This window comes from Spirillospora sp. CA-108201, from assembly GCF_050936235.1.
GTDB lineage: Bacteria > Actinomycetota > Actinomycetes > Streptosporangiales > Streptosporangiaceae > Spirillospora.
The window spans coordinates 5,421,799-5,440,490 of the sequence record NZ_JBNJNE010000001.1 but is presented as its reverse complement, the minus strand read 5'-3'; the positions used below and the strand labels follow the sequence as shown (position 1 = coordinate 5,440,490).

Annotated in this window: 16 protein-coding genes; 6 read left to right on the top strand and 10 right to left on the bottom strand. The window is 72.3% G+C overall.

Translation table 11 applies throughout. The features are described 5' to 3' along the window. Positions 1-186: 186 nt before the first annotated feature. Positions 187-1,512, top strand: a complete 1,326-nt coding sequence (locus ACQEU6_RS26075; protein ID WP_499335654.1) for a sensor histidine kinase — start codon at positions 187-189, stop codon at positions 1,510-1,512. Positions 1,513-1,611: 99 nt separating this feature from the next. On the opposite strand, the gene ACQEU6_RS26070 is transcribed toward ACQEU6_RS26075, so the two are convergent. Then, positions 1,612-3,093, bottom strand: coding sequence for a Crp/Fnr family transcriptional regulator (locus ACQEU6_RS26070; protein WP_499335653.1), 1,482 nt, complete (start codon positions 3,091-3,093; stop codon positions 1,612-1,614). Between the two features lie 872 nt (positions 3,094-3,965). Between ACQEU6_RS26070 and ACQEU6_RS26065 the strand changes: the two genes are divergently transcribed. From ACQEU6_RS26065 to ACQEU6_RS26055, 3 genes are all read left to right on the top strand, one after another. Continuing rightward, complete coding sequence (locus tag ACQEU6_RS26065) at positions 3,966-4,838, top strand: helix-turn-helix domain-containing protein (protein WP_499335652.1); 873 nt, start codon at positions 3,966-3,968, stop codon at positions 4,836-4,838. Between the two features lie 255 nt (positions 4,839-5,093). Further along, complete coding sequence (locus ACQEU6_RS26060) at positions 5,094-5,306, top strand: DUF397 domain-containing protein (protein ID WP_499335651.1); 213 nt, start codon at positions 5,094-5,096, stop codon at positions 5,304-5,306. A gap of 551 nt (positions 5,307-5,857) precedes the next feature. Beyond that, positions 5,858-7,087, top strand: coding sequence for an alpha/beta hydrolase (locus ACQEU6_RS26055; RefSeq protein WP_499335650.1), 1,230 nt, complete (start codon positions 5,858-5,860; stop codon positions 7,085-7,087). Positions 7,088-7,112: 25 nt separating this feature from the next. Here ACQEU6_RS26055 and ACQEU6_RS26050 read toward each other — a convergent pair whose 3' ends face one another. Further along, a complete protein-coding gene (locus ACQEU6_RS26050; RefSeq protein ID WP_499335649.1) occupies positions 7,113-7,940 on the bottom strand; it encodes an NmrA family NAD(P)-binding protein in 828 nt (275 codons plus the stop codon). 11 nt (positions 7,941-7,951) lie between these two features. Beyond that, positions 7,952-8,617, bottom strand: coding sequence for an SDR family NAD(P)-dependent oxidoreductase (locus tag ACQEU6_RS26045; RefSeq protein ID WP_499335648.1), 666 nt, complete (start codon positions 8,615-8,617; stop codon positions 7,952-7,954). Positions 8,618-8,699: 82 nt separating this feature from the next. Here ACQEU6_RS26045 and ACQEU6_RS26040 point away from each other — a divergent pair, with 82 nt between their 5' ends. Together ACQEU6_RS26040 and ACQEU6_RS26035 are read left to right on the top strand one after the other, a co-directional pair. After that, positions 8,700-9,137: a LysR family transcriptional regulator gene (locus ACQEU6_RS26040; protein ID WP_499335647.1), complete on the top strand. Its 438-nt coding sequence runs from the start codon at positions 8,700-8,702 to the stop codon at positions 9,135-9,137. Between the two features lie 5 nt (positions 9,138-9,142). Beyond that, complete coding sequence (locus tag ACQEU6_RS26035; protein ID WP_499335646.1) at positions 9,143-9,292, top strand: hypothetical protein; 150 nt, start codon at positions 9,143-9,145, stop codon at positions 9,290-9,292. On the opposite strand, the gene ACQEU6_RS26030 is transcribed toward ACQEU6_RS26035, so the two are convergent. The 7 genes from ACQEU6_RS26030 to ACQEU6_RS26000 all read right to left on the bottom strand — a co-directional run bounded on the left by ACQEU6_RS26030 (position 9,282) and on the right by ACQEU6_RS26000 (position 18,592). Continuing rightward, the gene (locus ACQEU6_RS26030; protein ID WP_499335645.1) at positions 9,282-12,017 is read right to left on the bottom strand and encodes an AAA family ATPase; all 2,736 of its coding nucleotides are present in this window, start codon (positions 12,015-12,017) and stop codon (positions 9,282-9,284) included. The genes ACQEU6_RS26035 and ACQEU6_RS26030 overlap by 11 nt on opposite strands. A 292-nt stretch (positions 12,018-12,309) precedes the next feature. After that, positions 12,310-12,927, bottom strand: a complete 618-nt coding sequence (locus ACQEU6_RS26025; protein WP_499335644.1) for an alpha-ketoglutarate-dependent dioxygenase AlkB — start codon at positions 12,925-12,927, stop codon at positions 12,310-12,312. A 62-nt stretch (positions 12,928-12,989) separates the two neighbouring features. Then, positions 12,990-14,924: an ABC1 kinase family protein gene (locus tag ACQEU6_RS26020; RefSeq protein ID WP_499335643.1), complete on the bottom strand. Its 1,935-nt coding sequence runs from the start codon at positions 14,922-14,924 to the stop codon at positions 12,990-12,992. Positions 14,925-15,043: 119 nt separating this feature from the next. After that, positions 15,044-15,910, bottom strand: coding sequence for a Sco1979 family transcriptional regulator (locus ACQEU6_RS26015; RefSeq protein ID WP_499335642.1), 867 nt, complete (start codon positions 15,908-15,910; stop codon positions 15,044-15,046). A gap of 167 nt (positions 15,911-16,077) precedes the next feature. Beyond that, positions 16,078-17,115, bottom strand: coding sequence for an XRE family transcriptional regulator (locus ACQEU6_RS26010; RefSeq protein ID WP_499335641.1), 1,038 nt, complete (start codon positions 17,113-17,115; stop codon positions 16,078-16,080). A gap of 18 nt (positions 17,116-17,133) precedes the next feature. Further along, entirely contained in the window at positions 17,134-17,775 is a 642-nt protein-coding gene (locus ACQEU6_RS26005; RefSeq protein ID WP_499335640.1) for a hypothetical protein, read from the bottom strand. Positions 17,776-17,803: 28 nt separating this feature from the next. Next, positions 17,804-18,592: a glutamate ABC transporter substrate-binding protein gene (locus ACQEU6_RS26000; protein WP_499335639.1), complete on the bottom strand. Its 789-nt coding sequence runs from the start codon at positions 18,590-18,592 to the stop codon at positions 17,804-17,806. Between the last annotated feature and the right edge of the window lie 100 nt (positions 18,593-18,692).

The following is an 18,692-nucleotide window of genomic DNA, read 5'->3' as shown; positions in this document are numbered from 1 at the left end:
ACATGCTAGCCGCGCCGTGTTCCAGCGCTCGGGCTTCTGTCGGACCGATCGGTTCGGCAACCATTTCTTTTGCCTGTCTTGGCTGCATCGCTGCTGTTCAGAGGACTGATCCGGGCGTGTGCGGTGATTACCTCACCTGCGGGAGGTCGGGTGGACGGACGGCGCACATGGTCCATACGGGTGCGGATGACCGTTATTGCCGGGGCGGTCACCGCCGTGATCTGCGCCATCGTGACGACGCTGATCCTCGTGGAGGCCCACGGTTCGGCGGGCGGATCCGCCCGCGGCGAGGCGACCGCGGCCGCGCTCCGCGCGGTCTACGCGATCAGGCGCGGGCCGGTGCGGGGCGAACTCGACGAGCTGCCGGGGATCCACCTCCAGGTCCTGGACGAGAAGCGGTCGGTGATCGCGGGGACGCGCGGGCGGGCGCTGGCGGGCTCGCCGATCGCCCGCTTCGTCCCGTCGCGGGACCGCGTCTACACCACCCGGGTCGTGTGCTCGCCGCGCCGGGGCGGGCGGTGCCTGTGGGTGTTCGGCGTCCGCATCTACCGGCCGGGCGGCGACTGGCTCGTCTACGCCGCCGTCCCCACCGTCCCCTGGTACGTGAGCCCCGGCCTGATCATGTTCCTGGCGAGCGTCTCGCTGCTGGTGATCCTGCTGGCCTGCCTGCGCGCCTGGGCGACCGTGGACCAGACCCTCGCCCCGGTGGAGGCGATCCGGGCCGAGCTGGCGGAGATCACCGCGCTCCGGTCGGGCCGCCGGGTGACGGTGCCGGAGAGCCGGGACGAGATCAGGCGGCTCGCGGAGGCCGCGAACGCGACCCTGGACCGGCTGGACGGCGCCCTCGAACGGCAGCGCAGCTTCACCTCGGACGCGTCCCACGACCTGCGCAGCCCCATCGCGGCCGCGCGCGCCCAGATCGAGGAGGCGCTGCTGTTCCCCGACGACGTCGAGTGGCCGTCGACGGCGCGGAACGTCCTGCAGAGCCTGGAGCGGCTCCAGGCGATCGTGACGGACCTGCTGCAACTCGCCCGGCTCGACGCCGCGGCGTGGCAGGAGGTCGAGACGATCGACCTCTCTGCGCTGGTCACCATCGAGGTGGCGAGGTCGGTCCGCACGAAGCGGATCGTCCCGCATCTCCAGGAGGGCGTGACGGTGCGGGGGGACCGGCTCAGGCTCGTCCGCCTGCTGACGAACCTGCTGGACAACGCCGAGCGGCACGCCGAGTCGCGCGTCGACATCACGGTGGGGCGGGAGGGCGACACCGCCGTGCTGGAGGTGGTCGACGACGGCGTGGGCGTCGCCGAGCAGGACCGGGACCTGGTGTTCCAGCGCTTCGCCCGCCTGGACGACAGCAGGGCCCGCGACCCGGGCGGCACCGGCCTCGGCCTGCCGATCGCCCGGGAGATCGCGCGGCTGCACGGCGGCACCCTCACCATCGAGGACAGCGAGCGCGGCGCCCGGTTCGTCCTGCGGATACCGCGCAACGGCGACGGCCGGCCGGCCGGTTAGCCGCCGGGCGGGGCGCGGAAGCGCAGAACCCCGCGGCGGCGGCGCGCGCGGGGTCGCGGCGGTCCGGGGCGGCCCGTGCGGGGGACGGGCCGGCGGGGGTCAGACGGCCGGGTGGGCGGCCAGGCCGCGCAGGTGGATCCAGCCTTCGAGGCGGGACTCCTTCACCCGGCAGGTGATCCGCTCGTACTCGGCGGCGGTCACCCGGCCGGGGCTGGGGACGATCACCGAGTCGTAGACGAACCGGGACGCGATGACGCCGAGGTCGGCGCCGGTCGCGGCGAGCCGGTCCTTGAGCGGGCCGGCGTCGAGGAGCCGCGCCGTCGTGATGATGGACGAGCCGGACACGCCGGGCGGGTCGGGCATCACGGGCCCGACGTTCACCGCGACCCTCAGCTGGACGCGGACGGCCCCGGTCGCGCGGTGGTTGTGGCGGCGCAGCCGCCGGCCGAGCGAGACGAGCATGGGGTCGATCACGATGGCCGTCGGCACCTGCGGCGGGATCACGATGAGCGCGCCGTCGCCCCGGTCCTCGACGTGGCAGGCGTCCCAGGGGACGCCCGACTCCTCGAACGCCTCGCGGAGCGCCCGGTACATGGCGCGGCGCACGCCGATCCGGTCGGCGTCGTTGCGGTCGGGCGAGCTGAACCCGGCGACGTCGGTGTACACGATGGTGCAGTTCTGGCCGGCCCACGACGGGGCGTCGTCGTCCGGGAGGACCATGGGCTGCGTCGGCCGCTCGCGGTCGGTCTCGACGACCCCCTCCAGGGCGGGCTGGAAGGAGCGGGCGGGCGGCAGGGAACCGGCGGGAACGGTCCGGCAGGGGACGGTCGGGCCCGCCCCGGGCGCCGCGCCCGCGCCGTTGACCGCGGCGGCGGGCTCCACGACGTAGGCCGCGCCGCCGGCCCGCGGGTCGGGAGCGGCGTACGGGGCGGCCACCACGAACGGCCCGGCCGTCGCGTACGGGTAGTTCGGGACCACCGGGAGCTGCGCCACGGCGTACGGCCGCGGCGGCCCGTACTGCGCCGCGGGCCCGTACGGGTGGGCGGCGCCGCCGGGATGGTGGGCGCGCCGCGGCGGCCGCCCCGAGCCCTGCTCGGTCATCCGGTCGTACATCTCGCGTTCGAGGACGGCGACCACGTGCGGATGGTCGCTCAGGTAGGCGACGAACTCCTGCGTGGTCAGGCGCAGGACGTGCAGGACGTCCATGGCGACGACGGTCGCCGAGCGGCGGCGCAGCAGCAGGGCGGCCCGCTCGCCGATGATGTCGCCGGGCCCGCGGAAGGCGACGAAGCGCTCGCGGCCGTCCCGCTCCACGGAGATCCGCACCGAGCCGGACTTGATCACGAAGGTGTGGTCGGCGTCCTGGCCCTCGGTCCACAGCACGGCGCCGGCCGGGTGGACCTCCTCCCGCGCCAGCGCGAGGAACGCGGCACGCTCAAGGGTGGTGAGCCCGTGCCAGAACCCGGGCCGCCGGACGTCCTCGGCCCGCCGGACGGACCGCTGCCGCGGGACGACCTCGGTGGGGACGGCCTCGTGGGGGACGATCTTGTCCGGGTCGTGGTGGCGGGCGTGCTCGTTCATCGGCCCACCCGCCGGGCGCCCGGCCGGGCCGGCGTCGACGAGCCCGCCGGGCTCGTGGGATGGACGGCGGAGGTGGGGGACGGTACGTGCTGTCTGGACATGTCAGGGACCCCATGCCTCGAATTGCGACTCCGAAGTCCGCTGGCACCGGGTATGTCCGGTATGGCCCGCGGGTGACCGGAGTCACATCACCTATGGTCCGCACCGCATGGTCGCGGTTAGACTAGATGAGTCCGCAGAGACATTTTGGCAGGTCAGCCCGGATTTTTCTGCGTCTTCGCAGCGGATGGGGGCGGATCGGCCCGGCTGTCTCGTGCGGCCCCGGGAGTCGCTCTCCGCTCTCCCTCCGATCGTCGTGGCTGCCAAACCGTTGATCGGCGGGAAGCGGCGGGCGACTCTGTTGCCTTCGCTGGCTTCGCTTCTTCCGGTGTCTCCTCGACCGGCTCCGCCGCCTGCGGCGTCGCCGGATTCTCGCCTCCCCTCGCGGCCTCCCCGTGTGGCGCGTGCGGCCCTTCTCGTTCCCGCCTGCGGCCCGTTCTCCGTCTGCGTTTCGTCCCGGCCGTGGTGCGCCGTCCCCGGCCAGGGACTTCACCCTGTGTTCAACTTCATCCGCGCTCGGATGTGGCGACGCGTCTCGTTGCATGACGTCGTCTGCTAATCTGCTATGTAGCACATTACAACAGAGTCCGACGGTATGCAGCACTCTGGAAGCTACCGACGCGAGTTTTGGGCGATATGGCGGGGTCTGGTGGACAGAGCGAAGATCAGATGTCCGGGACATGTGGCGTCGTGTTGGGAAGTGGGATGCCAGCTCCCCGTCTGCCATGTAGCATCCAGTTGGGTGGCATGCACTACTCAGAGTGAGCGAACCAATGGTCAGTGACCAGGGCCCCATAGTCCAGAGTGCGCTGCTGCGCACCGAGCTCGTCCGCCTGCGCAAAGAGAAGAAGCTGACGCAGGAGCAGGTGGCACGGCAGCTTGAGTGGTCCCCGTCCAAGCTCATCCGGGTCGAAGGCGGCAAGAACGCCATCACCCGCACCGATCTGCAGGCTTTGCTCGCGGTGTACGACGTCACCTCGGAGGGGCGCCAGGAGCGGTTGCAGGCGCTCGCGCGGGGCGCGCGGGAACCCGCCTGGTGGAACGCCTACCGCGGAGACCTGGATCCGAGCTTTCTCTCCTACGTCGGCTACTCCGCCGGCGCCGCGTTCATCCGCCAGTTTCACGGGGCCGTGATCCCCGGTCTGATCCAGACGCCCGAGTACGCCGAGGTCCTGTCCACGGGCAAGATCTCCGAGCAGGCCCGGGTGCTCGCGGCGAAGTTGCGCATCCAGCGCCAGCAGGAGTTCGCCAAACGGCAGAACCCCCCGCGCCAGCACTACATCATCGACGAGGCCGCCATCCGGCGGCATGTCGGCATCATGAGCGACCCCGCCATCATGCCCGCCCAGCTGAACCACATCGCGGACGGGTGCGAGCGGGACGATCTGCTGACCGTCAGGATCATCCCGTTCAAGGCGGGCGCGCACCTCGGGCTGGACGGGCCGTTCAGCGTCCTGGAGTTCGACGGCGACCTCGACGACGTCCTCTGGCTGGAGGCGCGCCCGGGCGCCAGCGTGATGATCACCGGCGAGGACGAGCGGATCAGCGAGTACCGCGACACCTTCGAGCTCCTGCTGGAGCAGGCGCTGCCGGCGGACGAGTCGGTCGCGCTGCTGCGGCAGGCCGCCGAGGACCTCATGGCCTGACTCCCGACCGCAATCCGACCATGCGACGGAGGTGACAGCCGCATCGGGCACCGACAAGGCGAGTGGCCGTCATAACACGCAGGGTGATCTTGTGTTCCCTTGTAGGCGGGATAACTAGAACCGTTTACACTCGTGATCGGGAAATTTTCCACAAGGTCGTGGTTTGTCGTGCCCTGCTGGTGCTCGCCAGGCGGGTGTTCTTGCCCGATCGGTCGGCGAGACGGCGCCCGCCGGCAATGGATGGAGGGTTGCTGGATGGTGTACCGGTCGAATCGGGTCGCGGCGTTGAGCTGGCGGAAGAGCAGCGCCAGCGGTGGCGGTCAGGACTGCGTCGAGGTGGCGGCGGCCGGCCCCGCCGTACTGGTCCGCGACTCGCGCGACACCTCCGCCGGCTTCCTCACGCTCGACCCCGCCCATTGGGAAGCCCTCCTGACCGCCATCCGGAACGGGGAGCTTGAGTGGCGTTGAGTCACGGGACTCGTTTTCCGTCCACTTAATTGTCGACTAGTGCAGTTTCTGCTGGTATTTATCGGCAATTTTTGCCAAGGTCCGAATAAGTGCGGACGGGTCCGGGTCGGACCCTGAGTGAACCCTGAAAGCACCCTGAATCCCCCCTGATAGCCCTGTTCCGGTACGGGGATCGCCCCTAGCTTGATCGTCAGCGGTCCCCGGCCACGGCCGGGCCGGGGACCGTCGCCCGCCTCCGCGGACGCGGGCCTCCGACGTCCCCGCACCGGAAGGACCTTCATGCTGCGCAGGAACAGGCTCGCCGTCCTGGGCGCGGCCGCGGCCGGGACCGTGGCGCTGGCCGGCGCCGCGCTCCCGGCCACCGCCTCGCCCGCGCCGACCACGCCGCGCCCCCGTCCGCCGTCGACTGGCGCGCCTGCGGCGACGACGGCAAGGCCGAGTGCGCGACCCTGCGGCTGCCGGTCGACTGGTCCCGGCCGGACGGTCCCGCGTTCGGCCTGGCCGTCGCGCGCCGCAAGGCCCTCGACCCGGACGCCCGCGTCGGCGCCCTCGTGTTCGGCCCCGGCGGTCCCGGCGACTCCGGGGTCCAGCGCGTGACCAGGGTCAAGGGCGGGATCGACCGGTTCAGCGACGAGCTGCGCCGGCGCTTCGACATCGTCAGCTTCGACCCGCGCGGCATCGGCGGCAGCCATCCGGTGACGTGCTCGGCCGACCTGCTCAGGTCCGCCCCCTCGCCGATGATCGAGAGCGCGGCGCAGTTCCGGGCGACGCTCGACCACAACGCCCGCCTGCGGGCCGACTGCCGCGTCCGCACCGGCCCGCTCTACGACCACGCCGACACGCTCAGCACCGTCCGGGACGTGGACGCGATCCGCGCCGCCCTGGGCGAGTCGACGCTGACCTTCCACGGCAGTTCCTACGGCACGCTGCTCGGGGAGATGTACGCCGAGACGTTCCCGCGACGCGTCCGGGCGATGGTCCTGGAAAGCGTGGACGACCACAGCGTCCCCGACGCGCGGCGCTTCCTGACGTCCGAACTGGCCGCCGCCCAAGACTCCTTCGACCAGTTCGCCGCCTGGTGCGGGCGCACGCAGGAGTGCGCCCTGCACGGCAAGGACGTCCGGGCCGTCTGGCGTGGCCTCCGTGCCCGCGCCGCCCGTGGAGAGCTCCCCGACCCCTCCTCGCCGGGCACGCCGCTACCGGAGTTCGGCCTCGTGCTGATGGCCTACAAGAGCTTCTACGGCCCCGACTGGGCGGAGCTGGCGTCGAAACTGGCCGCACTGGACGCGGCGCCGCCCCTCAAGCCCGGTCCGCGTCCGGCGGCCGCCCCGGCGGCGGCTCCGAAGGCGGGGGAGACCGGCACCGACCCCTTCACCGCGCAGTTCTGCTCCGACTGGAGCCTGCCCGTCCGCGACTACGGCGAGTACGCGAGACTCATGCGGGGCACGGCGAAGGTCGCCCCCGACATGACCTTCGCGCGCCCCGTCATGGCGATCTCCGCCTGCCTCGGCTGGCCGCAGCCCGTCCGCAACCCGCAGCACCGCCTGCGCGTCCGCGGCAGCGCGCCGATCCTGCTGTCCAACGCCGTCCACGACCCCGCCACGCCCTACGCCTGGGCGCGGAACGTCGCGCGGCAGCTCGGCCCGGCAGGGCGCCTGCTCACCTACGAAGGCGCGGGCCACGGCAGCTACGGCCGCGGCCCGTGCATGCGGGACGCCGTCGACGCCTACCTGATCTCCCGCACCCTCCCCGCGCCCGGCGCCACCTGCCCGGCGCAGTAGGGAACGGGAGTCCGGCGCCGGAGGATCACGCGAAGGCGGCGGCGTGCGCCTCGGCCCACCGGCGGAAGGTCCGGGGCGGTTCGCCCGTGACGTCCTGGACGGTGGAGCGGACGACCGACTCGTCCAGGGAGCCGTTCACGTAGAAGTCGAAGAACGCGTCGACGTACTCCACCGGCATCTGCGCGCTCATCTCCGCGCGGGCCTCGTCGTCCGGCTGGGGCTCGAAGCGCAGGTCGCGCCCGAGCACCTCGCCGAGGACGGCGACCTGCTCGGCGGGCAGGAGGGACTCCGGGCCGGTGGGGTGGTGGACCTGCCCCGCGTGGCCGTCCTCCAGCAGGGCCTTCGCGGCGACGGCGGCGATGTCGCGGGGGTCCACGGCGGCGGTGCGGACGTTCGCGAACGGCAGCCGCAGCGTGTCGCCCGCCCGGAGCTGCGGAAGCCACCGGAACGCGTTGGACATGAAGGCGGTCGGGCGCAGGATGGTCCACGGGAGGCCGGAGTCGCGCACGGCGCGCTCGGTGTTGATCATGTAGCGGCTGACGGCGTTGGTCAGGTCGCCGCTGCCGGCCGAACCGCCCGAGAGCTGGACGACCCGCCGGGCCCCGGCGCGGCGCGCCTCGGCGAGGACGCCCGGCATGTCGCGGTAGCCGGGCAGCAGGAAGAGCCCGTCGGCGCCGTCGAGCGCGGGGGCCAGGGACGCGGGGTCGTCGAGGTCTCCAATGGCGTACTCGACGCCGTCGCGCCGCGACTCCGGAGCCTTGCGCGCGAGGGCGCGCACCGGCGCGCCGGACGAGGCGAGGACGTCGACCAGTTCGGAGCCGATGTTCCCCGTGGAACCCGTCACCAAGATCATCGCGTTGCCTTTCACCAGGGGAGGGGACGGCCGTCGCGGAAGAACCCTCCGGTCGGGCCGTCGTCGGGGAGGGTCGCGGCCCACACCACGCCGGCCGCGCCCTCGGCGACGGGACGGCCGCCGGGGCCGCCCATGCGGGTGGCGACCCAGCCGGGGCAGACCGCGTTGACGAGGATGCCGTCGGCGCGCAGTTCGGCGGCGAGCATGCGGGTCAGCGCGTTGAGGGCGACCTTCGAGGCGGTGTAGGCGGGGGTGCCGCCGCCCATGCCGGTCAGCGAGGCGGCCTCGCTGGAGACGTTGACGATCCGCCCGTGCCGGCTGCGCCGCAGCACGGGGAGGAGGGCCTGCGTCAGCCGCCACGGCCCGTACAGGTTGGTCTCGGCGGCCGCGCGGACGACGGACAGGTCCGCGTCCGCCGCCCGCTGCCAGGTGTCGTAGGTGATCGCGGCGTTGTTGACCAGGACGTCCAGCTCGCCGATCTCGGCCGCGACGCGTTCGACGTCCGCCGCCGAGGTGACGTCCAGCCGGACGGGCGTCGCGCCGGTCCCGGCCGCGGCGCGCTCGGCAGCCTCCGCCGAGCGGGCCCCGAGCAGCACCCGGTGGCCGCGCGCGGCGAGCTGCCCGCACACCTCGCGGCCGATGCCCCGGTTGGCGCCGGTGACCAGCGAGACCGTCATGGCGTCCCTCCCTCGGATGTCGTAACGATCATCGTGCGGGCGGCGCTCGCGCGTCCAATACCGGCCGTGATTACCTTCGGCTATGGACGCGCATCTCCGGGATCTCCGGTATTTCGTCGCGGTCGCCGAGGAGCTCTCCTTCACCCGCGCCGCCGAGCGGCTGTTCGTGTCGCAGCCGGCGCTGAGCAAGCAGATCAGGCAGCTGGAGGAGCAGTTGCGGGTGCGCCTGCTCGACCGCGACCGGCGCGGCGTGGCGCTGACGGCGGCGGGCCGGGCGCTGCTGGCGTCGGCCGGCGAGACGCTCCGCGCGTGGGACGAGGCGCAGCGCGCCGTCAGCGACGCCGCGGCGGCCGAGGCGTCGCTGCCGACGGTGGGGATGTCCACGAGCGTGGGGCGCGGCCTCCTGGCGGACATGCGGGCGCGGTTCGCGGAACGCCGTCCCGCGTGGCGCATCCGGTTCCGTCAGGTGAACTGGGACGACCCGAGACCTTCGCGGCCATCGAGGACGGCAGCGGCGTAGTGCTGATGGCGTCCGGCAATGCCGCCGTCTACCGGCGCCCGGGGATCGCCGCCGTTCCTGTGACGGGGCCGTCGCCGAGCAGGCTCGCCGTGGCGTGGCGGGCCGGCGACCATCGGACCGCCCTCCGCGACCTGCTGCACACCGCTACGGGGTGATGTCTTCGGGGAGGAGGGTGGCGAGTTGTTCGGTGGTGAGTTCCGCGCCGGAGTTGGCGAGTTGCTCGGTACGGCGGGCGTGCGCGGTCATCGCCGAACGCACCAGCTTGTCGACCTCACGCCCGTTGCCCTCCCGGAACCGGCCATGATGGGCCGTCAGATACTCCGTCAACGCGAGCCGGGTCGGCTCGGGCACCCGGTAGTCCGCGGCCTTGGACTTGCCCAAGAAGATCGACACCAGCCCCTCGACCTCATAGGGCCGGAAGTTCAACGTGCGCGCGAACCGGGACGCCAACCCCGGATTGGTGGCCAGGAACCCCTCCATCTCACCGGTGTAACCCGCCGCGATCACGATGACCTCGTCACGATGGTCCTCCATCAACTTCACCAGCGTGTCGATGGCCTCCTGCCCGAAATCATGACCCGACCCCCCCGGCCGCGACAACGTGTAGGCCTCATCGATGAACAACACCCCGCCCCGCGCCCGCTCGAACACCTCAGTGGTCTTCTGCGCGGTCTGCCCCACATACTGCCCGACCAGATCCACCCGCGCCGCCTCCACCACCTGCCCCTGCGCCAACACCCCCAACGCCGTCAGCAACTCCCCATAAAGCCGCGCCACCGTCGTCTTCCCCGTCCCCGGCGGCCCGGCGAAGATCAGATGCCCGGTGAACGGCTCGGCCTCCAACCCCGCCGCCCGCCGCCGCCGCGCCGAAGCCAGCAGATCCAGCAGATCACCGATCTCCCGCTTGACCTCCTCCAACCCCGTCATGCCCGACAGGCGGCCCATCACCGCGCTGACCTGACCCGCATCACGCGCCTCCCCGAACCGCGCCGCCAGCCCCGCCCCCACATCCAGATCCCCGGCCACCAGCAGACTCAACTCATCACCCGACGGCAACTCCACCAGATCGGCCAGACGCTGCGCCTGACGCTCCACCGCCGCCTCGAACACCTGCCGCGCAGCCCGCCCGTTCCCGAACGTCGCATCCCGCCGCTGCGAAGAGAAATGCCCCAGGATCGCCGCCCGCGCATCCTCACCCAGCCGGTACCCGTCCCGCACCGCATGCGACTCAGTGATCTGCAACAGCTCGGCCGGACTGTAGTTCTCGAACTCCACCGTCCGCGAGAACCGCGACTTCAACCCCGGATTCGCCGACAGGAAATCACGCATCTCCGCCGAATACCCCGCCGCGATCACCACCACCTCCTCGCGGTGGTCCTCCATCAACTTCACCAGCGTGTCGATGGCCTCCTGACCGAAATCAGTCCCCGTCGACCTCCGCGACAACGTGTAGGCCTCATCAACGAACAACACCCCGCCCAACGCCCGCTGGAACACCTCCGTGGTCCGCAACGCCGTCCCGCCCACATTCTCCGACACCAGATCCGCCCGGCTCACCTCCACCACCTGACCCTGCTCCACCACCCCCAAAGCCGCCAGGATCCCGCCATACAGGCGCGCCACCGTCGTCTTCCCCGTCCCCGGCGGACCCGCGAACACCATGTGCCGCCCGATCGACGGACCCGGCGGCAACCCCGCCAACCGACGCTGCTCAGCCACCTTCTGCAAATTCGTCAACTTACGGATCTCACGCTTCACCCCCGCAAGACCCACCATCGAATCCAACCGGGCCAGCAACGCATCCGCCGACGTCCCGTCGGTCCCCTCCCCGGACGGCGCCGCCGCCCTGGGCCTCCCGGTGGCCTTGGGCTCCTCGCCCGCCTCGGGCTGCTCCGCCGGTGTCAGCGCGGTCACCTGCGTGGTCGCCCCGGCGGGGCCGCCGTTGATCCTGTCCGGCTTCTGGTTGCGCTCGCTGATCAGCCCGCTCACGTCCAGGTGCGCGCCCTCGCCGCCGACGACGCCCGCGCCGTGGTTGTCCACCACCGTGCAGTTGCGGAGGGCGAGCCGGCCGCCCGTGTCCACGCTCACCCCGGCGAGACCGCTGCCGCTGACGGTCAGCCCGTCCAGCACCGCGCGCGCGCCGGAGCCGAGCCCCGCGCCGACCTTCCCCGCATCGCTGATCCTGCCTCGGACGACCGTGACGTCGGCGTGCTCGACGAGGGACAGGCCGTTGGTGCCCGCCCCCTTGACGTCGCAGTCCTCCAGGAGCGCGACGCCCTTCTCGACGACCACGCCGGTCCGCCGCGGCGACTCCATCTTGATCCGCCGCGCGGTCAGCGAGCCGCCGGTCGCCACCCAGAGCGCGTCCGCGCCCGCGTCCTCGATCAGGCAGTCCTCCGCGACGGCCTTGCCCTTTTCCAGGGCGATCAGGGACGACTGGCCGGAACCGCGGAACGCGCAGTTGCGGATCGCCGCGTCCGCGCGGTCGTCCACCCGGATCCCCGCGCTCGACGGGCCGCTGATCGTGCACTGCTCGATCAGCGGGCGCGACCCCTCGGTCACCCAGATGCCGTGGCCGCCCGCGTCGCTGATCCGGCACGCCCGGAGGGTCACCGTGCTGCCGCTGCGGATGGCGACCGCGTTGCCCTCCGTCCCGCCCACCGAGGTGCCCTCCATGAGCCCGGACGAGGCGCTGTACACGACCGCGCCGTCCTGCACCTGGCACTCCTTCAGCGCGAGCTGCGCGCCGCGGGACGCGCGCACGGCCACGTCGTAGCGGCTCGTGAACTCGCAGTGCTCCGCCAGGACGCTGCCTTCCGCGAGTTCGAGCGCGAGGCCCTCGTCGCTCCAGTTGCGGACGATCAGCCCCTGGAGGGTCACCTTCCCGGTGATCTCGACCGTCGCGTCCGTGGCGCCGTCCAGCGTGACCGAACCCGGCCCGCCCACCGCCGTCATGACGAAGTCGCCCGAACTCCGGAACCCCGTGTTGGGGTACAGCCCAGGCTCGATCAGGATGTGCCGCCCGGCGGCGGCGTACGGCAGCGGCGCCTGCAGCGCCTCCAGTACCGTCCGATACGCCCGGGGGGAGGAGTGTGACACGACCAGACGCTCCAACGGGCCTCCTCACGAATCACCGTTCATGGTGCCATGAAGGAAGGCATGCCCGCCCCGCTCAGCGGACCCCGCGCGGCCTGAACTGGATGCTGATCCGGGGTCCCGTCGCGCGTGCGCTCTTCGGGATCGCGTGCTCCCACGTCCGCTGGCAGCTCCCGCCCATGACGATGAGGTCGCCGTGGCCGAGGTCGCGGCGGATCGCCGACCCGCCGCCGCGCGGACGGAGCAGCAGGCTCCTCGGGGTGCCGACCGACAGGATCGCCACCATCGTGTCGTGCGTGGCGCCGCGCCCGATGGTGTCGCCGTGCCAGGCCACGCTGTCGCGTCCGTCCCGGTAGAGGCAGAGGCCGGCCGTCCGGAACGGCTCGCCGAGCTCCTCGGCGTAGTGCTCGTCGAGCGCCGCCTTCGCCTCGTCCAGTACGGCGTCGGGCAGCGGCGCGTTCTCGTCGTAGAACGCCAGGAGGCGGGGGACGTCCACGACCCTGTCGTACATGCGCCGCCGCTCGGCCCGCCACGGGACGGACGTGAGGAGCCGCTCGAAGAGCGCGTCCGCGTTGGGAATCCAGCCGGGCAGGACGTCCACCCAGGCGCCGCGCTCCAGCGCCGTCCGCCGCACCGCGCCGAGCGGCCGCGGACCGCTCTCATCCGTGCCGTCCAGCAACGACCCTTGGAACATCCCCCCACTGTACCCATGGCGGTCAAACACATGTTCGATCGGCATCCTCCGTCCCGGACGGGTCAGCGGCGGAAGACCACCGCCAGGACGCGCAGGGAGAGGACCGAGCAGACGACCAGGCCGCAGTAGCCGAAGAACTGGAAGAGGGTCACGTCCGGGGTCATCGCCGGGCCGTCCTTCAGCCCCAGCAGCATCACCGCCATCACCCCGGCCGTCGAGGCGAGGATGGTGAGCAGGACCTGCTGGAGGAGGCCCGCGACCGTGCGGCGGTCCGACTCGTCGGCGAACAGGCGGACGTTCACGCTCAGGCGGCCCGCCTCCGCCGCGGCGGTGATGCGGTCCAGGCGGCGGGGGAGGCGGCGCAGCATCGGCAGCAGGCTGAGCAGCTCGTCGTTCGCGGCCTCGCGCAGGGACGCGGGATGCAGCCGCTCCCGCAGGCAGGACTCGCCGAACGCGCGCGCCTCGGCGACGATGCCGAAGCCGGGCGCGAGCTCGCTCAGGCCGCCCTCCAGCGTCGCGAGCGCCCGGAACACCGCCGCGATCTCCGGCGGGACGGCGAGGTCGAACCTCGCGACCAGGCGGAACAGGTCGGTGAACAGGGCCATGTCCGGGCTCGTCCCCGGGCCGAGGTGGCGGGCCATGAAGGCGCCGAGCGCGCGGGCGAGGCCCTGCTCGTCCAGCTCGTCCGGGCGGGCCACGACCTCCAGGAACGCGTCGGACACCGCGACCGCGTCGCCCCGGTTCACGGCGACGAGCATGCGCCGCAGGCAGCCGCGCAGCTCGGCGTCGAGCCGCCCGACCGAGCCGAAGTCGATCAGGCCGAGGCGGCCGTCGTCGAGCAGCAGGATGTTGCCGGGGTGCGGGTCGGCGTGGAAGACGCCGTCCAGGACGATCTGGCGCAGCACCGTGTCGAGGAGGGTGCGCGCCAGGCCGGCCCGGTCCAGGCCGGCGGAGTCGATGCGCGGGCCGGCCTTGCCGAGCGCCACGCCGTCCAGGCGCTGCATGACGAGGACGCGGCCCGTGCACAGGTCGTCGTGGGGGCGGGGGATGACGACGTCGCCGCCCCGGGCGGCGGCCGCGACCGAGGCCATGTTGCGGGCCTCGACGCGGAAGTCCAGTTCCTCGCGCAGCGCGGCCGCGAAACCGCCGGCGAGGTCGACGACGCCGAACGACCTGGCCCATCCGGCGCGGTCGTGGAGCGTCCGCGCGAGGCGGCCGACGATGTCGAGGTCGCGGTCGACCACCGCCCGGACGCCCGGCCGCTGGATCTTGACGACGACGTCCTCGCCGGACCGGAGCGTGGCCCGGTGCACCTGCGCGATGGACGCGGCGGCGAGCGGGGTCCGGTCGAAGGCGGCGAAGACGTCGCGCGGGTCGCCGATCTCCTCGTGGAGGACCCGTTCGATCTGCGGCCACGGCACGGGGGCGGCGCGGTCCTGGAGCCGCCCCAGCTCCCGGACGAACTCCGGCGGCAGGACGTCCCGCCGCGTCGACAGGACCTGGCCGAGCTTGACGAACACGACGCCGCCCTGTTCGAGGGCGTGCGTGAACGAGCGCGCGGTGCGCGCGCTCGGGCGGGCGCGTCCGCGCAGGTAGGGGCCGAGGCCGTGGCGCAGGAAGATGAACGAGATGCGCCGGTAGCGGCGGGTGCGCGCGATCCGCGACCGCACGCCGCCGAACCAGTGGAGCGGTGACGGCACCGTCCCGGTCGGGACGAACGCCTCCCACAGCACGAGGATCGTCATCGAGACGAGGAGGGCGCACGCGAAGCCGAGGCAGACGAACCACGCCAGCGGCGCGGGATCCCGCTCCGCGCGCAGGTCGCCGATCAGCGCGCCGATGATCGGGCTGGCGACCGCCTGCCCGACCGCGCCCGCCACGAGCGTCCGGAACAGGGGGAACCGGGTGTCGAGCAGGCTCCTCGCCCCGTACGCCATGACCCAGGTGTTGAACGCCGTCCCGATGAGGAAAGCGATGACCGTCGTCGAACTGTCCATTCCTGCCGCCCGCGGAATCGTCCCTACACGTCACGGGGGACGCTAGTGAGCGCGGGCGGCGGCGTTCCTCCCGCCGGAGGGGGAGCCGCTCGTCCTGACGGGGGATCGGGCGGGGGCGATCAGAGCTCGCCGAGCAGGTCCCGGAGGAAGGCCGTGGTGCGGGCGGGACGGGCCGCGCGGATGCCCAGCAGATCCATGATCTTCTGGTAGCGGACGGCCTCGGGCCCCTCGGGGTAGCGGGCGCCGGTCAGCTGCTCCAGGTAGACGACGTCGTCGAGGTCGTGCTCGGCGAACCGGACGATCGTGATCGGCCCGCCCAGCGCCAGGTGCCCGCCCGCCGCGAACGGCAGGACCTGCAGCTTCACGTTGGCCATGCCCTCCGACACCGCGATCAGGTGCTCGACCTGGCCGCGCATCGTCCCCGGGCCCCCGATCGGCCGCCGCAGCGCCGCCTCGTCGATCACCGCCCAGAGCGTGGTCGCCCCGGTCGCGCGGTGCAGGATCTCCTGCCGGCGCATCCGGAGATCCAGCCGCCGGTCGAGGCCGTCATAGGCCGCCTCGTGGTGTTCCAGGCCGATGACCGCCCGCGCGTAGTCGCGCGTTTGCAGAAGGCCCGGAATGTATTGCACCTCGTAAGCGCGAATCGTCGCGGCGGACTGTTCCAGGCCGAGATACTGCTCGAACCAGCCCGGCACGATATCGCCGTGGCCCTGCCACCAGCCGGGCTTCCTGGCCGCCCGGACGAGTTGGACGAAGCCATTCCGCTCGTCCTCGTCCTCGACGCCGTAGAGGGTCAGCAGGTCGAGGACGTCGCGGATCTTGAAGCCGTGCCGTCCGAGCTCCAGCCTGCTCATCTTGGACGCCGAGCCGCGGATCGCCTCGCCCGCCTCCACCCGGCTGAGACCGCTCTCCTCGCGCATCCGCCGTAACCGCGCCCCGAGCTGCATGCGCAACGCGGTGGGACTCGCCAGCCGATTGTCAAGCACCCGTGTCTCCAGCGTTCCGTACGTTGGTCCGGCAACACTCTCGGAGCGTCTCACAGGCAATGGTGAACGCGCAGGAGACCGCTCGACAGGGATACATATCTGGCGGTGCGGCTTTACAAATCCCGCCATTTGTGGTGAACGCGTGGGCGGGAGCGTTCCAGAAGGGGTCACCGGCCCGGGACGAGCAGGTCCAGATCGGCGCGGGTGACCCGGGCGTCCCCGGCGATCCGGTCGCGGTCCGCGCCCGCGCCCGCCACGACCTCCAGCGCGCGGGTCAGCATCGTCGGCTGCTCCAGCGGGCGGGCCGGGCCCGGCTCCTGGCGCCGCCAGCCGCGCGAGCTGAGCGCGCTCATCGCGTTGCGGTACACCGGCTCCGTCATGATCCCGAGCGTGCGGGCCCGGTAGAGCAGCGCCGCCATGCTGACGCCCCAGGACGCCTTCAGCCCGGCCAGCCGGTCCCAGTCGGGGCCCGCGGGCAGCTCGCCCGCGATGTCGGCCTCCGGCATGAGGAACTCCGCCGCGAACCGGTGCGCCTGGTCTTCGACGATCTTCTCCCCTGGCTCGGCGTCGGCGTGCATGACCAGGTGCCCGAGCTCGTGGGCCGCGTCGAACCGGTTGCGCCAGTAGTCGCCCTTGGCCGGGTTGAAGAACACCATCGGCCTCGGGTGGACGCCGACGCTGAACGCGTCCACCCGCTCGGCCGCCCGCGGCAGCACGAGAACGATCACGCCGTGGGACTCCAGCAGCCGGACGACGTGCGGCACCGGCCCGGCCCGCTCGACCAGCGACTTCCTGGTCAGCCTGGCCGCCTCGGCGGGCCCGGGGCCGGCGATCTCCTCGGGCGACACCGGGTACTCGGGAAGGTCGACCTCGGGAAGGTCGACGAGCCTTTCGAGGACGGCGACGACGTCGGTGGCGATCCGCCCGTAGGCGAGCGCCTGGTCGCGCTCGATCTGCGTCGTCGACCGCAGCGACCGGAAATGGGCGCCGTCCATGGAGACCGGGCTGCGGCCGCTCTGGAAGAACGCGACGGGCACGCCCAGCGCGATCGCCAGCCGCCGCACCGTCGGCTCCTCGGGCCTCTGCACGCCCGCCTCGTACCGCCCGATCGCCTTCGGCGTCGTCCCCACGGCCTGCGCGAGCTGGTTCTTGCGCAGGCCCCTGAGCCGCCGGGCGAGCGTCAGCCGCTCGCAGTCGAACAGCACCCCGCGCCACCTTTGTTGCTAGGCCGTCTTCGTCTCCCCGCGGAGCCGCATCGGGACGTCCTCTTCCCGGTCGTCCCACAGCGGCGTCGTCCGCTCGACGAGCTTACGACGTGGATCGGGCCCGATGGTGTCGTCCAGGGGCCTGACCCAGTGCCAGGCGGTGCCGCCGTCGGCGTTCCACCGGGGGCGGCCCAGGAAGAGCTCCATCTCCAGCGGCGCCTCGGTGGCGCTGTGCGCGAGCACCAGCGTCACGACCCCGGGCGTGTCGCGCGCCTCGACGCCCAGCGGGAGCGCGAGCTGCGGGTCCTCGACGTAGGTCTGCCGCGCCACGGCCTGCTTGGTGGGGCTGGCGCGGTCCCACCGGATGCCCCTGACATGCCCGAACTCATGCCGCTTGAGCAGGACGCGGTACGGCCCGTACCGCCAGCCGGGGGAGCCGTTCAGATCGTCGCGGACGACCTGCGGCTCGGTCTCGAAGACCCGGTCGATCTGCGAGGCCAGCGCGTCGAAGGCGCCGACCCCGTACGTCCGCTCCGTGAACCCCGCCGCCCGGCTCAGCCCGCCGAAGACCGCCAGCGTCGCCTCGCGGTGGGCCTCACGCAGGGCGTGCAGGAAGCCCGCTGCCAAGAGCTCGTCCCAAGCGTCCCTGTCCTCAGCCACGTCCCGACCATAGCCAGAGCGTCCGACATTACGAGCAGCCCTCGAACTCGGGGACCTCCTGGACGAGCGTGAGGCCGCTCTTCCCGAACCACTTGTCCAGCAGGCGGCCGGCCGTCCCGTCCTGGTACATCGTCGTGATGGCGCGGTTCACCGCCTCGCACCCGTCCACGTCGTCCTTGCGCATCCCGACCCCGTACCTCTCGTCGGTGAAAGGCGCGTTGACGATTTTCAGGTCCGGCGCGGCGAACCCGGCGAGGACCAGGTCGCCGGTGGAGATGGCGTCCACGGCCCCGGACCGCAGCTTCGCCACGCAGTCGCTGTAGGAAGCGCCCGGGACCGGCCTTGCGGGGATGCTCAGACCGACCAGCACCCGCTCGGTCGAGACCGACCCGCTGGCCTGGCACATCCTCCGCCCGGCCAGGTCGCGCACGTTCTGGATGCGGGTCTCGCTCCGCCGCACCATCACGTCCTGATGGGCGACGTAGTAGGGCCCGCCGAAGTCGACGAGCCTGGCCCGGTCCGGTGTGATCGAGTACGACGCGAGCACCAGGTCCACGGCGTGCTGGTCCAGCAGCGTCTCCCGGTCGTCGGACCTGACCTCGCGGAACGTCACGTGGGTCGCCCCGAGGCGGCGGGCGATGTAGGCGCCCACATCGACCTCGAACCCCTGGAAGACCCCGTTCTTCATCAGCCCGAGCCCGGGCTGGTCGGCCTTGACGCCGACCACGATGATGTCCTGCCGGTGGACGGAGGCTTTGGCGGTCGCACAGCCCACCAGCGCGAGTGCGAGAGTTAAAAGCACGAGAATGGCGCGCACGCCCTATGACTAGCGCCAGAAAACGGCCGCCGGATGAACGCGGGGCGACCGCGCAATGCCGGAAGATGAACCCTTCCGCCGACGGGTCGCCAACAGCCCG